The organism is Streptomyces xylophagus (genome assembly GCF_000716435.1).
GTDB classification, from domain to species: Bacteria; Actinomycetota; Actinomycetes; order Streptomycetales; family Streptomycetaceae; genus Streptomyces; species Streptomyces xylophagus.
The window spans coordinates 128,564-144,028 of the sequence record NZ_JNWO01000023.1 but is presented as its reverse complement, the minus strand read 5'-3'; the positions used below and the strand labels follow the sequence as shown (position 1 = coordinate 144,028).

Genomic DNA, 15,465 nt, shown 5'->3' with positions numbered 1-15,465 from the left:
GGGTTGTAAGTCTTGGGGTCTGATACGGGGGTCCTGGGGCCGGAGACCTGCGCGCGGCAGGTCTCCGGACTCCCGTCAGACCTCTTCGACGCTGCTCGGCTCGCGCCGGGACAGGTCGATGCCGAGCTCCTCCGCTGCGCGGAAGACATCCTCGTCGGTGTCACGCATCTCGATGGACATACCGTCACTGGACAGCACCTCCACGTTCAGGCAGAGCGACTGCATCTCCTTGATGAGCACCTTGAAGGACTCGGGGATGCCGGGCTCGGGGATGTTCTCGCCCTTGACGATGGCCTCGTAGACCTTCACGCGGCCGGTGACGTCGTCGGACTTGATGGTCAGCAGTTCCTGGAGGGCGTACGCGGCGCCGTATGCCTCCAGCGCCCACACCTCCATCTCGCCGAATCGCTGACCACCGAACTGCGCCTTACCACCCAGCGGCTGCTGGGTGATCATCGAGTACGGACCGGTCGAACGGGCGTGAAGCTTGTCGTCGACCAGGTGGTGCAGCTTCAGGATGTACATGTAGCCGATCGAGATCGGCTCCGGGAACGGCTCGCCGGAGCGGCCGTCGAACAGGTTGGCCTTGCCGGACGCCTGGACCAGGCGGTCGCCGTCGCGGTTCGGGATCGTGGCCTCGAAGAGACCGGAGATCTCGTCCTCGCGGGCACCGTCGAAGACCGGGGTCGCGACGTTGGTACCCGGAGCGACCTGGTCGGCGCCGATGACCTGAAGACGCCGGGCCCAGTCCTCGCTGAAGCCGGAGACGTCCCAGCCGCGGCTGGCGAGCCAGCCGAGGTGGATCTCCAGGACCTGTCCCGGGTTCATTCGGGACGGGACACCCAGCGGGTTCAGGATGATGTCGACCGGAGTCCCGTCCTCGAGGAACGGCATGTCCTCGATGGGCAGGATCTTGGAAATAACACCCTTGTTGCCGTGGCGGCCGGCCAGCTTGTCACCGTCGGTGATCTTGCGCTTCTGCGCAACATACACACGGACCAACTGGTTGACGCCGGGCGGCAGTTCGTCGCCCTCCTCGCGGTCGAAGACGCGGACGCCGATGACCTTGCCGATCTCGCCGTGCGGCACCTTCAGCGAGGTGTCGCGCACCTCGCGCGCCTTCTCACCGAAGATCGCGCGGAGCAGGCGCTCCTCGGGGGTCAGCTCGGTCTCACCCTTGGGCGTGACCTTGCCGACGAGGATGTCACCGGCGACGACCTCGGCACCGATACGGATGATGCCGCGCTCGTCGAGGTCGGCGAGGACCTCCTCGGAGACGTTCGGGATGTCCCGGGTGATCTCCTCGGGGCCGAGCTTGGTGTCACGGGCGTCGACCTCGTGCTCCTCGATGTGGATCGAGGAGAGGACGTCGTCCTGTACGAGGCGCTGCGACAGGATGATCGCGTCCTCGTAGTTGTGACCCTCCCACGGCATGAACGCCACGAGCAGGTTCTTGCCGAGCGCCATCTCGCCGTTCTCGGTCGCCGGACCGTCCGCCAGCACCTGGTTGGCGACGACCCGGGAACCCTCGTCCACGACAACCTTCTGGTTGACGGACGTGCCCTGGTTGGAGCGGGAGAACTTCGCGAGGCGGTACGTCGTGTACGTGCCGTCGTCGTTGGCGGTGGTGATGTAGTCCGCGGAGACCTCCTGGACCACACCGTCCTTCTCCGACTTCAGGACGTCACCGGCGTCGACCGCACAGCGGTACTCCATGCCGGTGCCGACCAGCGGCGCCTCGGACTTAATCAGCGGAACAGCCTGACGCATCATGTTCGCGCCCATGAGGGCACGGTTGGCGTCGTCGTGCTCCAGGAAGGGGATCATCGCGGTCGCGACGGACACCATCTGGCGCGGGGAGACGTCCATGTAGTCGACGTCGTCACCGGGGACGTAGTCGACCTCTCCGCCACGACGGCGGACCAGGACGCGGGTCTCCTCGAACCGGAAGTCGTCGCTCAGCGGCGCGTTGGCCTGCGCGATGACGAATCGGTCCTCTTCGTCGGCCGTCAGGTAGTCGACCTCGTCGGTGACGACACCGTCGGTGACCCGGCGGTACGGCGTCTCGACGAAACCGAACGCGTTGACCCGGCCGTAGGAGGCGAGCGAGCCGATCAGGCCGATGTTCGGGCCTTCGGGGGTCTCGATCGGGCACATGCGGCCGTAGTGCGAGGGGTGCACGTCACGGACCTCGAAGCCGGCCCGCTCACGGGAGAGACCACCCGGGCCAAGAGCCGACAGACGGCGCTTGTGGGTGAGACCCGACAGCGGGTTGTTCTGGTCCATGAACTGCGACAGCTGGCTGGTGCCGAAGAACTCCTTGATGGAGGCGACGACCGGCCGGATGTTGATCAGGGTCTGCGGCGTGATCGCCTCGACGTCCTGGGTCGTCATCCGCTCGCGGACGACTCGCTCCATACGCGCCAGACCCGTACGGACCTGGTTCTGGATGAGCTCGCCGACGTTGCGCAGACGACGGTTGCCGAAGTGGTCGATGTCGTCGGTCTCGACGACGATCGTCGTGCCGTTGTCGCCAACGGTCTCGGTCTCGCCGGCGTGCAGCTTCACCAGGTACTTGATCGACGAGATGATGTCCTCGACGGTCAGGACGCCGGCGTCCAGCGGGGCTTCGCCGCCCAGCTTCTTGTTGACCTTGTAGCGGCCGACCTTGGCGAGGTCGTAGCGCTTGGGGTTGAAGTAGAGGTTCTCGAGCAGCGTCTGCGCGGCCTCGCGGGTCGGGGGCTCGCCCGGACGCAGCTTGCGGTAGATGTCGAGCAGCGCGTCGTCCTGGCCCTGGGTGTGGTCCTTCTCCAGGGTGGCGCGCATGGACTCGTACTCGCCGAACTCCTCCAGGATCTGCTCGGTCGTCCAACCGAGAGCCTTGAGCAGGACGGTGACGGACTGCTTGCGCTTGCGGTCGATGCGCACACCGACCATGTCGCGCTTGTCGATCTCCATCTCCAGCCAGGCGCCCCGGGACGGGATCACCTTGGCGGAGAAGATGTCCTTGTCGGACGTCTTGTCGATGGAGGAGTCGAAGTAGACACCCGGCGAACGGACCAGCTGCGACACCACGACACGCTCGGTGCCGTTGATGACGAAGGTGCCCTTGTTGGTCATGAGCGGGAAGTCGCCCATGAAGACCGTCTGGGACTTGATCTCGCCGGTCTCGTTGTTGGTGAACTCAGCGGTGACGAAGAGCGGCGCGGAGTACGTGAAGTCGCGCTCCTTGCACTCGTCGATGCTGTTCTTCGGAGGCTCGAAACGGTGGTCGCGGAACGTCAGCGACATCGACCCGGAGAAGTCCTCGATCGGGGAGATCTCCTCGAAGATCTCCTCCAGACCGGACTTGGTGGGGACGTCCTGACCTGAATCCAGAGCCGCCTCGACACGAGCCTTCCACGCGGCATTGCCGAGCAGCCAGTCGAAGCTCTCGGTCTGCAGCGCAAGAAGGTTCGGAACCTCGAGGGGCTCCTTGATCTTTGCAAAGGAGATGCGCAGCGGGGCGGTGCTGGCGCCGTTGTTCATATTCGCGGTCGAGGCAGTGCGCGAGGCGGCCAAGAGGGGGTCCTTCCGAGGGCTCGGACTCACTACGCGCGTACCGGCCCCTCTCAGGGGCAAAGAGACATGGACTTCCTGAGACGGCCCGGAAAGGCCAGGTCAGAGTTGGTCCGGTCATCGATGCTCAAGTGAGGGCATGCCCCTGGTGACGGGCAGGGAGCAGCTAACAGGCAGCGCAAAGGGTCAGTGTAGCCACTTGGCGCACTGATGTCCAGCCCCGCTTTTTTGAGACCCTCGTCGTGCTCAACACCCTCGGCAAGCTCACGTCCTCAACGCGTTGATACTGCCCTCTTCGCCGCCGATCCATGCCTCGGATTCGGATCGTTGTGACGACGCGTCCTGAGAATTGCGCGCTGCGTGCGGTTCGTCAAGGCCTCCATGGCCCACACCACATGCCACCAGGGATGCTCGGAGGCACGAAGAAGATCACCATACTCCGCGAACCCCTGATCGCAAGGCTGCCGCTCACCCGACCCAGGAACGCCGAAGAGCGACCACCCAGATGGATGATCGCTCTTCGGTGCTTAGGCGTTACAAGGTCTTTGGGACCTCGTCCACGACCTCGAGGTGTTACTTGACCTCGACGGAGGCGCCGGCGGCCTTGAGGGACTCGGCGGCCTTCTCGGCGACGTCCTTGGCGACCTTCTCGACGACGGGCTTCGGGGCGCCGTCCACGAGGTCCTTGGCCTCCTTGAGACCCAGCGAGGTCAGCTCACGCACGACCTTGATGACCTGGATCTTCTTCTCGCCGGCGCCGGTGAGGATGACGTCGAACTCGTCCTGCTCGGCCTCGGCCTCGACGGCGGCGGCCGGACCGGCCGGACCGGCGACGGCGACCGCGGCGGCGGCGGTGACGTCGAACTTCTCCTCGAACGCCTTCACGAACTCGGAAAGCTGGATGAGGGTCATGGTCTCGAACTCGGCGAGCAGTTCGTCCTGGGTGAGAGCCACGATGGCTTCCTTCCACTAATTTCGGCTGGTGCCGGTGTGTACATGTCTGGCGGGCGTACGTTCGGCCCGCTACGACCGATGCCGTGCGGCGCGGAGCCTCAGGCGGCGGTCATGCTGCGAGCCGAATTACTCGGCACCGCCCTGCTCTTCGTGCTTGGCGCGAAGGGCGTCCACAGTGCGGACGAGCTTCGACGGAAGCGCCTGGAAGAGCTGCGCAGCCTGAGTCTGCTTGCCCTTGAAGGCACCCGCCAGCTTGGAGAGCAGAACCTCGCGGGACTCGAGGTCCGCGAGCTTCTTGATCTCGTCGGCGGACAGCGCCTTGCCGTCAAGGACACCGCCCTTGATGACGAGGTTCGGGTTGTCCTTGGCGAAGTCACGAAGACCCTTCGCCGACTCCACCGGGTCACCGGTGATGAAGGCGACCGCCGTCGGACCGTTGAACAGGTCGTCGAGCGTAGAGATCCCGGCCTCGTTGGCCGCAATCTTGGTCAGCGTGTTCTTCACCACGGCGTACTGGGCGTTCTCACCGAGCGAACGACGCAGCGTCTTGAGCTGCGCCACGGTGAGACCCCGGTACTCGGTCAGCACGGCGGCGTTCGAGTCGCGGAACTGGTCCGCGAGCTCGGCTACCGCGGCAGCCTTGTCGGGCCTTGCCATAGAGCGTCGGCCTCCTTCCGGGTGATGAGGACCGCTCAGAAGGGGCTGGGACAGAGAAAACGCCCCGGCGCAGGCGCACGGGGCGTAGCTCGACCGGCAACGAAACACACCGGGAGCACATCCAGTTCACCTGCGCGGGTCGTCCACTGTTCAGCGGATCCTTCGGTCACCACACCCTTTGACAGGCACGGCAACGACCAGCGGTCTTTGGCTTCTCCGGAAGAGTACGGGACCCACACACCCCCAAGCAAATCCGCCCGTACGGCCCAGTTGAAGGCGGCTCAGGAACTCGTGCCGGACCCGGTCACCGTGCCGCTGCCGCCCGAGGTGGCGCCCTGCTTCTTCAGCAGTGCCGTGAAGTCCTCGGTGTCGCTCGCCGGGGGCACGGTGGCGTCGACCTTCACGCCGTAGTCGCTGTAGTAGGCGGTCTGGGTGTACTGGCCCGAGGACATCTCGCCCTTCTCGATCTTCTTCACCAGCAGATCCTGGGCGTTGATCCAGATGTCGACCTGCTCCGTGGAGACACCGGCGGCGGTGAGCTGCTTCTTCAGGCCGGCGAGCTGGCTCGCGGTGAGGCTGGAGTTCTTGGCGGCGAGGTCGGCGACGTTCACCGTGCCCGAGTAGTGCGTGGTCTGCTGGCCGCGCACCGACTCCGTACCGACCTTCTGGACGTCCCCGGAGGCGAGCAGGAGCTTCACCGACTGGTTCGGGGTGGAGTTCTGCATCTGGTCCTTGAGGTACGCGCCGGAGCTGCCGCCGAGCTTGGCCAGGTCGTCGTAGTCGTACTTGATCCAGTGCTTGCCGCCCGCCTGCTCGGCGAACTTCTCGCCCATCTTCGCGTAGTAGGCGTCGGGCAGATAGCGGGCCTCCATCGACGTGCTGCCGGCCGCGCGCATCGTGTCGGCGACCGTGCCGCCGGTGTACGTCATCGTGAGGGTGCCGCTGATGCCGTCGCCCCAGCCGAGGTTGCCCTTGGCGTCCATGGACATCAGGGAGCCCATCACGGTGGAGGACTCGACCTTGGCGGAGTCCGCCTTGTCGGTGGACTGCTCGGCGGTGCGCAGGGCCGCTATGGGGCTCACCCGGGTCGTGCCCTTGCCGGCGGCCTTGTCGTCCTTGCCGGAGCCCCCCGAAGAGCCCGAGGAGCTGCAGGCGGCCAGTCCGGTCAGCGCGGTCGCCACCGCGATCGAGAGGCCCACCCGGCGCACGGTCGTGCTCTTCATTCGTCCCCACCCCTATGCGATTGCTGTGCCTGCCCCAAGACGCTAGCGCAGCGCACTGACACCCCGTACGAAAGAGGACGAGCCCCGCACCTCGAAGGTTGCGGGGCTCGCCCAATTCTGACGCGTACGCGACGCGGCTACCGGAGTGAGCGCGGGGCTCAGACGGCGGCCGGGTCCTCCTCGACGAGGAGGTTGCGGGTGCGGTTCGGGTCGACCGGAATGCCGGGGCCGATCGTGGTGCTGATCGCGGCCTTCTTGATGTAGCGACCCTTGGCGGCGGACGGCTTCAGACGGAGGATCTCGTCCAGCGCGGCGCCGTAGTTCTCCACCAGCTGGGTGTCGTCGAAGGACGACTTGCCGATGATGAAGTGCAGGTTCGAGTGCTTGTCGACGCGGAACTCGATCTTGCCACCCTTGATCTCGGTGACAGCCTTGACGACGTCCGGGGTCACGGTGCCGGTCTTGGGGTTCGGCATGAGACCACGGGGACCGAGCACGCGGCCGAGGCGGCCGACCTTGCCCATGAGGTCCGGGGTGGCGACGACGGCGTCGAAGTCCAGACGGCCCTTCGCCACCTCGTCGATCAGCTCGTCGGAGCCGACGATGTCGGCGCCCGCGGCGGTCGCGGCCTCGGCACGGTCACCGGTCGCGAAGACCAGGACCCGGGCGGTCTTACCGGTGCCGTGCGGGAGGTTCACGGTGCCACGGACCATCTGGTCGGCCTTGCGCGGGTCGACACCCAGGCGGAAGGCGACCTCGACGGTGCCGTCGAACTTGGTCGTGGAGGTCTCCTTGGCGAGACGGACGGCCTCGAGCGGGGCGTAGAGCTTCTCCCGGTCGATCTTGGCGTCCGCAGCGCGGAGAGACTTGCTGCGCTTGCTCACTACTGCTCCTGTGTGTGTCTGAGGAGTCGTGGTACGGGCCGAGCAGGCCCCGCCACGGTACTTCTACGGGGTGGAGGTCAGCCCTCGACCGTGATGCCCATGGAACGGGCGGTGCCGGCGATGATCTTCGACGCGGCGTCCAGGTCGTTGGCGTTCAGGTCGGGAAGCTTGGTCGTGGCGATCTCACGGACCTGCGCCTGGGTGATCTTGGCGACCTTGGTCTTGTGCGGCTCGCCGGAGCCCTTCTCGACACCTGCGGCCTTGAGGATCATCTTCGCGGCCGGCGGAGTCTTGGTGACGAAGGTGAAGGAGCGGTCCTCGTAGACCGTGATCTCCACCGGGATCACCCAGCCACGCTGCGACTCGGTGGCCGCGTTGTAGGCCTTGCAGAACTCCATGATGTTGACGCCGTGCTGACCGAGCGCGGGGCCGACCGGCGGAGCCGGGTTCGCCGCACCGGCGTTGATCTGGAGCTTGATGAGCCCCGTGACCTTCTTCTTCTTGGGAGGCATTGCTCTCCGGGTCCTTTCGATTCGGGTCCTGCCCACCTCCGGGAATCACCCGGACGCAGGCATACCGCACAACGATAGCGGGTATAGCGCCGTGGCCAAAAACGAGAAAGGTCAGGAGGGCTCACTTGGAACCCGCCTGACCCGACCACCCCAGGGGCGCGGGGAACTGCGCGACCAGCCCCCACGCACCTGCAGCCGAAGTACTAGTTCTTCTGGATCTGGTCGAAACTCAGCTCGACCGGCGTCTCGCGACCGAAGATCTCCACGAGCCCCTTGACCTTCTTCGAGTCCGCGTTGATCTCGTTGATGGTCGCCTGCAACGTCGCGAACGGCCCGTCGGTGACGGTGACCGAGTCGCCGACCTCGAAGTCGAGCACCTGAACCTCGACCTTGCGCTGCGGCATCGGCTTGCCCTCGGCCTCGGCCGCCTCACGCGCGGCCTTCTCCTCGGCCTCCGGAGCGAGCATCTTGACGATCTCGTCCAGGGTCAGCGGATACGGGTCGTAGGCGTTGCCCACGAAGCCGGTGACGCCAGGCGTGTTGCGGACGACACCCCAGGACTCGTTCGTCAGGTCCATGCGGACCAGGACGTAGCCCGGGAGCTTGTTCTGCTTGATGGTCTTGCGGTCGCCGTTCTTGATCTGGACGACCTCTTCCTGCGGCACCTCGGCCGCGAAGATGTAGTCCTCGACGTTCAGCGAGACGGCGCGCTGCTCCAGGTTGGTCTTCACGCGGTTCTCGTAACCGGCGTACGTGTGGATGACGTACCACTCGCCGGGCAGGAGGCGAAGCTCCTCGCGCAGGGCGACAACGGGGTCGGCCGGTTCGGCCTCTTCCTCGTCGTCCTCGACCGCGTCTTCCGCGTCGAGATCCTCGGTCGCGTCCTCGTCCTCGTCGTCGACGTGTACGGCGGCTTCCTCGGCGGGCTCGCCCGCGTCTGCGTCTGCAGCCTCGACCTCGTCCAGGTCGTCGTCCGCGCCCTCGACGATGTCGAGTTCGTCTTCCACGGACTCGTCCGGCTCGACGGCCTCGTTCAGGTTCGGGTCAGACACGGTGGCTGCTTCTTCCTGGATACATGGGGGTGGAACACGCGAAAGGGGCGCCGGTCAGGGCGCCCTTCGCTTCCGGCCTCAGCCGAAGACGTACTTCGCGGCGTGATTGAGTCCATAGTCAATCACGGTCACCAGACCGATCATGATGAGGACGAAGAAGATCACGACCGTCGTGTACGTCGTGAGCTGGTTGCGCGTCGGCCAGACGACCTTGCGGAGCTCCGCGACGATCTGGCGGTAGAAGATACCGAGGCGCTTCAGCGGGCCCTTCTTGGCGCGCTTGCCACCCTTGCGGGCCTTCTTCTTGGACTCCGACACCTCGTCCTGGGCATCAGGCATGTCGATGGAGCCCACGGCGTCCGCCATTCGTCCTCACCTGTTCCCGGGTCGTGGCCGTGCCGCGCCCGGTCTGAGCCGCACGGCGGTGCATTGCTGTGTAAACATGCGCTGCGCACACATCCTGGCGAAGGTGTGTGTAGCAGGGCCGGAGGGACTTGAACCCCCAACCGCCGGTTTTGGAGACCGGTGCTCTACCAATTGAGCTACGACCCTTTGTGACGTTCTCCAACGTACCGCATCCGCCCGAGTGCTCGGTGTGCACCAAGTAGGGCGCGGCTGTTGAAGGCCAACGAGCTAGGAGTGTACGTGCTCCGGGGCCGGTCGTCGAACAGAAAGTGCCTGTACGGGGATTGCCGGAGGAAGATCGCCCAGGCCTGGGCGGAAAACCGGACGGTTGTTCAGTGCCTTCCCGATCCTGTTCAGTCTGTGAAACCGGTGTGCCGGGCGGGTTTCCGGTCTGAAACGATGGGCCCATGAGCGCCTCAACCCCTCCCACCGAGCGCCGGGTCTCCGCCCGAGTCGGCGCGATCTCCGAGTCCGCCACCCTCGCCGTGGACGCCAAGGCCAAGGCCCTCAAGGCCGCCGGGCGTCCGGTGATCGGCTTCGGCGCGGGTGAACCGGACTTCCCGACCCCGGACTACATCGTGCAGGCCGCGATCGAGGCCTGCTCGAACCCCAAGTACCACCGCTACACGCCGGCCGGCGGTCTGCCGGAGCTGAAGGCCGCGATCGCCGCGAAGACGCTGCGCGACTCGGGCTACGAGGTGGACGCCTCGCAGATCCTGGTCACCAACGGCGGCAAGCAGGCCATCTACGAGGCCTTCGCCGCGATCCTCGACCCGGGCGACGAGGTCATCGTCCCGGCGCCGTACTGGACGACGTACCCGGAGTCGATCCGGCTCGCGGGCGGTGTCCCGGTGGACGTCGTCGCCGACGAGACGACCGGTTACCGCGTCTCCGTCGAGCAGTTGGAGGCGGCCCGCACCGAGAACACCAAGGTCGTCCTCTTCGTCTCGCCGTCCAACCCGACCGGCGCCGTCTACAGCGAGGCCGAGGCCGAGGCGATCGGCCGCTGGGCCGTCGAGCACGGCCTGTGGGTCATGACGGACGAGATCTACGAGCACCTGGTCTACGGAGACGCGAAGTTCACCTCGCTGCCCGCGATCCTGCCGGAGCTGCGCGACAAGTGCATCGTCGTCAACGGCGTCGCCAAGACGTATGCGATGACCGGCTGGCGGGTCGGCTGGATCATCGGCCCGAAGGACGTCGTCAAGGCCGCGACCAACCTCCAGTCCCACGCCACGTCGAACGTCTCGAACGTGGCCCAGGTCGCCGCGCTGGCCGCCGTCTCGGGCAACCTGGACGCCGTGGCGAAGATGGGCGAGGCCTTCGACCGGCGCCGCAAGACGATCGTGCACATGCTGAACGAGATCGACGGCGTGCTGTGCCCGGAGCCGGAGGGCGCGTTCTACGTGTACCCGTCGGTGAAGGCGCTGCTCGGCAAGGAGATCCGCGGCAAGCGCCCGCAGGACTCGGTCGAGCTGGCCGCGCTGATCCTGGAGGAGGCCGAGGTCGCGGTTGTCCCGGGCGAGGCCTTCGGCACCCCGGGGTATCTGCGGCTGTCGTACGCCCTGGGTGACGAGGATCTCGTCGAGGGCGTCAGCCGGATCCAGAAGCTGCTGGCGGAGGCCACGGACTGACGTTTTCGTACCTCCACGCGTGCGTGCGGGCCGTTTCCCTCCGGGGAGGCGGCCCGCTTCTTCGTGCGAGCAAGACCACGATCGGGGAAAGCGGTACCGGGACGACGGGAACGTACGGCAGGATTCCCGGATGGAGCGTGTACGTGATGTCTCTGAACTGCCGAAAGCCCATCTGCACCTGCACTTCACCGGGTCGATGCGGCCCACCACCGTGCTGGAGCTCGCCGACAAGTACGGCGTGCGGTTGCCCGACGCCCTGACCGAGGCGCTGACCAGTGGGGAGCCGCCGAAGCTGCGGGCGACGGACGAGCGGGGCTGGTTCCGTTTCCAGCGGCTGTACGACGCGGCGCGGTCGTGCCTGCGGGAACCCGAGGACATTCAGCGGCTGGTGCGCGAGGCCGCCGAGGAGGACGTCAGGGACGGCTCGGGCTGGCTGGAGATCCAGGTGGACCCGACGTCGTACGCGCCCCTTCTGGGCGGGCTGATCCCGGCGCTGGAGGTCATCCTGGACGCGGTGGAGACGACCTCCCGCGAGACCGGGCTCGGGATGCGGGTGCTGGTGGCCGCGAACCGGATGAAGCACCCGCTGGACGCCCGCACACTGGCCCGGCTGGCCGTGCGGTACGCGGACAAGGGCGTGGTCGGTTTCGGCCTCTCGAACGACGAACGCCGGGGTATGGCACGGGACTTCGACCGGGCCTTCGCGATCGCCCAGGAGGGCGGCCTGCTGTCGGCCCCGCACGGCGGCGAGCTGGCGGGCCCGGCCTCGGTGCGGGACTGCCTGGACGACCTGCACGCGACCCGGATCGGCCACGGGGTGCGCGCGGCGGAGGACCCGCGACTGCTGAAGCGCCTCGCCGACCGTGGCATCACCTGCGAGGTGTGCCCGGCCTCGAACGTGGCGCTGGGCGTCTACGAGAAGCCCGAGGACGTACCCCTACGGACCCTCTTCGAGGCCGGCGTCCCCCTGGCACTCGGCGCCGACGACCCCCTCCTCTTCGGCTCCCGGCTGGCGGCCCAGTACGAGATCGCCCGCCGCTACCACGCCTTCTCGGACCGCGAACTGGCCGAACTGGCCCGGCAGTCGGTACGGGGTTCGGCGGCCCCGGAGGACATGAAGACGAAGCTGCTGTCCGGCATCGACGACTGGCTCAGCGCCCCGGTCGCTTGAAGTGCGCGTAGGGCGGATACGGCTTGAAACAGATCGCGATCTCGGGGTGGCGCAGGCCGTCCCTGGGAGGCACCAGTTCGTGGTGCAGGCAGGTCACGCACGCCGCCTGCCCCTTGACGACCCTCTTCTCCCGCGGCCCCCAGCCGGCCGCGTAGGAGAACGCCGTCGCCGCACTGGCGAGGACATCACGGCCGCCGATGAGGAAGTACGTGCGCGCGTGGGTGGTGTGCCGCAACAGCCCGCGGTCGTACGGCCGCTCCCGCCACGCGCGCGCGTGCCGCTCGGTACGGGCCTCGTCCGTGCGGACGGTGAGCGGTGTGCCACGCCCCAACGCCCGCCTCAGTTCGGGCCACTTGGAGGGCCGCAGCCCCGTCTCCGGACGGGCCAGCACCAGATCGACCAGTTCCCCGCACCCCTCGTCGGGCGGCACGCTCTCGCGCAGCGGAATGTGCACGATGGTGTGCCGGGAGTACGCGGCGAACGAGAACAGCCCGGCCAGCCGGCTCAGCCCGTCGTGGTCCCCCATGAGCATTCCGTACGACGCCGGGTCGCGCAGTGAGGTGTGGCGCAGGGGTTGCCCGGGCTGGACGACGCGGTGTTCGTGGGGGCCGGTCCTGGGTCTGAACTGCCGGAGTCTCAGCTCCATTCGGGGTGCCTCATACGGCAAGGGTCCCGGTCAGGAGGGGTCCTCGGCAACGGAGATTCCGCCCAGCAGCGTCCGGGCGATGCGTGGCGCGAACTCGTCCACGGGCGGGCGTACGCCGGTCTCCGTCGCCTCGTAGGCGAACACGCGCTGTGCGCAGGCGCCCAGGAGGAGGGACGCGGCGGCGAAGGTGTCGACGTCGGGGCGAACGCGGCCGGCGGTCTGTTCGGCGCGGAGATAGGCGTCCAGGCCCTCGATCGGCTTGTGGGGGCCGGAGCCGAGCTGCCGCAGCGCCTCGTCGTGGCGTCGCTTGAGCTGGGTCTCGGCATACAGGGAGGCCGCGATCGGGAAGCTCTGCTCGTAGAAGAGGGCCGCCTGGCGGGCGATCTCGGTGAGGTTGTCCTCCAGCGAGTGCCGGCCGGGCTCGGCGGCGAGGCTGCGCAGCAGCGGGGTCAGCTGGGGCAGCCGTTCCGCGAGGACATGGATGAACAGCTCCTCCTTGCTCGCGAAGTACTTGTAGAGCGCGGCCTCGGAGCAGCCGGCCGCCTTGGCGATCTCCTTGGTGGTCGCCCTGGACAGGCCGACGGTGAGCATCAACTCGTGGGCGGCGTCGAGGATGCGGACCCGGGCGGGTTTCTGCGCGGCGGGCTCCGCGGCCTGTTTCTGCTGCATGGGGCCCAAGGATTCCATGAGCGGTCCGTTCGGGCTTGACGGGTGGGTGAGTACTTACTCACTCTAGAGGGAGGAAGGGGTGAGTAAACGCTCACCCACCCCGCGAGAGGCGTAGGAGTAGGCCATGGAACTCACTGTCTTCGGTGCCACAGGAGGCATCGGCCAGGAGATCGTCCGCCAGGCGCTGGCCTCGGGCCATCAGGTCACAGCGGTCGTACGCGATCCGGCGCGGCTGACCGTGCGGGGCGAGGGTCTGGAGGTGTTCCGCGCGGACCTCACCGACCCGGAGGCGTTGCGTCCCGCGGTCGCGGGCCGGGACGCGGTCCTTTCCGGGCTCGGTGCCCGCAGCCGCAAGGACGCGGGGGTCGCGACCCGGCTCACGCGGACGGTTCTGGCCGCCATGGAGGCGGAGGGGGTGCGCCGGGTGCTGGTGGTGAGCGCCGGTCCGGTCGGCCCGGACGCGGAGGGCGCCGGGCTCCTCGACCGCACCGCGCGCGGGCTGATCTCGGCGCTCCTGAAGGACGTGTACGCCGACCTGCGGGAGATGGAGGCGGAACTGGCGCGCAGCGCGACCGACTGGACATCGGTCCGCCCGCCACGCCTGCAGAACAACCCGGTGACCGGCACGTACCGCACGGTCGTGGGCGGCTTCCCCGAGAAGGGCCGGTTCATCGCGCGGGCCGATGTCGCCCACGCGATGCTGGCGATGACCGACGATCCCCGGACGGTGAAGCAGGGGGTGGGGGTGGCCTATTGAGCCCCTCCGGAGTGCGCCGTCAGAGGCTGACGCCGACCGTCACCGGCTCGTTGACCAGGGTGACCCCGAAGGTGTCGTGGACGCCGGCGACGACTTCGCGCGCCAGGGTGAGCAGGTCCTCGGTGGTCGCCTCGCCGCGGTTGGTGAGGGCGAGGGTGTGCTTGGTGGAGATGCGGGCGGGCCCGCTGCCGTACCCCTTGGTGAAGCCCGCCTTGTCGATCAGCCAGGCGGCGGAGGTCTTGGTGTGGCCCTCCCCCGCCGGGTACGCGGGCGGCTCCGTGCCCTCGCCGAGACGCTCCCGCACGCGCGCGTGGAAGGCGGTGAACTGCTCGTCGGTGAGGATCGGGTTGGTGAAGAAGGAACCGGCCGACCAGGTGTCGTGGTCCTCGGGGTCCAGGACCATGCCCTTGCCGGCACGCAGCGCGAGCACGGTCTCACGGGCCTTCGCCAGCGGCACCCGGTCACCGGGCTCGACACCGAGGACACGGGCCGTCTCGGCGTACTTGACCGGCGCCGACAGCCCGTCCGCGTCCTCCAGCTCGAACCGGACACGCAGCACGACATAGCGCTCGGGGTCGGCCTTGAAGCGGCTGTGCCGGTACGAGAAGGCGCACTCCTCGTTGGTGAGGGTGACCGTCTCGCGGGTCGTGCGGTCGTAGGCGAGCACCTCGGTGATGGTGGTGGAGACCTCCTGGCCGTACGCCCCCACGTTCTGGATCGGCGTCGCGCCCGCCGATCCGGGAATCCCGGCGAGGCACTCGATCCCGGCGAGCCCGGCCTCCACGGTCCGGGCGACGGCATCGGTCCACACCTCACCGGCCGCCAACTCCAGCCGCGTGCCGTCGAGTTCGCAGCCGCGCGTGGCGATCCGCAGGGCGGTGCCCTCGAACCCCTTGTCCCCGATGACCAGGTTCGACCCGCCCCCGATCACCAACAACGCCGTCCCGGCGTCATCGGCCTCCCGCACAGCCTCGATCACCTCGGCATCGGTGCTCGCGGTGATCAGCCGGGCGGCGGGCCCACCCAACCGGAAGGTGGTGAGCGGGGCGAGGGGAGCGTCGTGGAGTTCCTGCACGGGGCCAAGACTACGAGACGGGACTGACAACGCCGGGCGGGGCGGGGTGCGGTGCGGTGGTCTTACGGCGCGGGGCGCGGTAACCGGCGCCGCGCGTATCCGTACCCCACGCGCGGTAGGCGGCGCCCTGCGCCGGACGCGTGCTCCGTGCCGGACGCGTACCCCACAACGCACACTCGGTGGGCGCCGCCCGTGCTCTCGACATCGAACGCCCGCCATGGCCCATCTCGCGCCGCACCACCCCGCCCGCCCCGCTCGATCGACGTCC

14 protein-coding genes and 1 tRNA gene are annotated in these 15,465 nt (G+C 67.8%); 3 read left to right on the top strand and 12 right to left on the bottom strand.

What is annotated here, in order from left to right:
- Positions 1 to 75 precede the first annotated feature (75 nt).
- The 9 genes from rpoB to OO70_RS39305 all read right to left on the bottom strand — a co-directional run bounded on the left by rpoB (position 76) and on the right by OO70_RS39305 (position 9,392).
- Positions 76 to 3,561: a DNA-directed RNA polymerase subunit beta gene (rpoB, locus tag OO70_RS39345; RefSeq protein WP_043682780.1), complete on the bottom strand. Its 3,486-nt coding sequence runs from the start codon at positions 3,559 to 3,561 to the stop codon at positions 76 to 78.
- A 570-nt stretch (positions 3,562 to 4,131) separates the two neighbouring features.
- Positions 4,132 to 4,515 carry a 50S ribosomal protein L7/L12 gene (gene rplL, locus OO70_RS39340; protein ID WP_106971837.1) on the bottom strand — a complete coding sequence of 128 codons (384 nt, stop codon included), beginning with the start codon at positions 4,513 to 4,515 and terminating at the stop codon, positions 4,132 to 4,134.
- Positions 4,516 to 4,638: 123 nt separating this feature from the next.
- On the bottom strand, positions 4,639 to 5,169 hold the full coding sequence (gene rplJ, locus OO70_RS39335; protein ID WP_043682774.1) for a 50S ribosomal protein L10: 531 nt from the start codon (positions 5,167 to 5,169) through the stop codon (positions 4,639 to 4,641).
- A gap of 281 nt (positions 5,170 to 5,450) precedes the next feature.
- Entirely contained in the window at positions 5,451 to 6,392 is a 942-nt protein-coding gene (locus tag OO70_RS39330) for a hypothetical protein (protein WP_043682771.1), read from the bottom strand.
- A gap of 158 nt (positions 6,393 to 6,550) precedes the next feature.
- On the bottom strand, positions 6,551 to 7,276 hold the full coding sequence (gene rplA / locus OO70_RS39325) for a 50S ribosomal protein L1 (protein WP_043682768.1): 726 nt from the start codon (positions 7,274 to 7,276) through the stop codon (positions 6,551 to 6,553).
- A 77-nt stretch (positions 7,277 to 7,353) separates the two neighbouring features.
- Positions 7,354 to 7,788, bottom strand: coding sequence for a 50S ribosomal protein L11 (gene rplK, locus OO70_RS39320; RefSeq protein ID WP_019072313.1), 435 nt, complete (start codon positions 7,786 to 7,788; stop codon positions 7,354 to 7,356).
- 203 nt (positions 7,789 to 7,991) lie between these two features.
- Positions 7,992 to 8,840 (bottom strand): transcription termination/antitermination protein NusG, encoded by an 849-nt coding sequence (gene nusG, locus OO70_RS39315; RefSeq protein ID WP_043682766.1) that lies wholly within the window; start codon positions 8,838 to 8,840, stop codon positions 7,992 to 7,994.
- Between the two features lie 78 nt (positions 8,841 to 8,918).
- Positions 8,919 to 9,206, bottom strand: coding sequence for a preprotein translocase subunit SecE (secE, locus tag OO70_RS39310; RefSeq protein ID WP_043682763.1), 288 nt, complete (start codon positions 9,204 to 9,206; stop codon positions 8,919 to 8,921).
- Between the two features lie 113 nt (positions 9,207 to 9,319).
- A tRNA-Trp gene (locus OO70_RS39305) sits at positions 9,320 to 9,392 on the bottom strand.
- A gap of 260 nt (positions 9,393 to 9,652) precedes the next feature.
- Between OO70_RS39305 and OO70_RS39300 the strand changes: the two genes are divergently transcribed.
- Both OO70_RS39300 and OO70_RS39295 read left to right on the top strand, forming a co-directional pair.
- Positions 9,653 to 10,879, top strand: a complete 1,227-nt coding sequence (locus OO70_RS39300; RefSeq protein WP_043682761.1) for a pyridoxal phosphate-dependent aminotransferase — start codon at positions 9,653 to 9,655, stop codon at positions 10,877 to 10,879.
- A gap of 130 nt (positions 10,880 to 11,009) precedes the next feature.
- Positions 11,010 to 12,050: an adenosine deaminase gene (locus OO70_RS39295; RefSeq protein WP_043682759.1), complete on the top strand. Its 1,041-nt coding sequence runs from the start codon at positions 11,010 to 11,012 to the stop codon at positions 12,048 to 12,050.
- Here OO70_RS39295 and OO70_RS39290 read toward each other — a convergent pair.
- Positions 12,031 to 12,696 carry a hypothetical protein gene (locus OO70_RS39290; RefSeq protein WP_043682753.1) on the bottom strand — a complete coding sequence of 222 codons (666 nt, stop codon included), beginning with the start codon at positions 12,694 to 12,696 and terminating at the stop codon, positions 12,031 to 12,033. The genes OO70_RS39295 and OO70_RS39290 overlap by 20 nt on opposite strands.
- 30 nt (positions 12,697 to 12,726) lie before the next feature.
- On the bottom strand, positions 12,727 to 13,365 hold the full coding sequence (locus OO70_RS39285; protein ID WP_051742028.1) for a TetR/AcrR family transcriptional regulator: 639 nt from the start codon (positions 13,363 to 13,365) through the stop codon (positions 12,727 to 12,729).
- Positions 13,366 to 13,489: 124 nt separating this feature from the next.
- Here OO70_RS39285 and OO70_RS39280 point away from each other — a divergent pair, with 124 nt between their 5' ends.
- A complete protein-coding gene (locus tag OO70_RS39280) occupies positions 13,490 to 14,122 on the top strand; it encodes an NAD(P)-dependent oxidoreductase (RefSeq protein ID WP_043682750.1) in 633 nt (210 codons plus the stop codon).
- A 19-nt stretch (positions 14,123 to 14,141) separates the two neighbouring features.
- Here OO70_RS39280 and OO70_RS39275 read toward each other — a convergent pair whose 3' ends face one another.
- Positions 14,142 to 15,197 (bottom strand): UDP-N-acetylmuramate dehydrogenase, encoded by a 1,056-nt coding sequence (locus OO70_RS39275; protein WP_043682748.1) that lies wholly within the window; start codon positions 15,195 to 15,197, stop codon positions 14,142 to 14,144.
- Between the last annotated feature and the right edge of the window lie 268 nt (positions 15,198 to 15,465).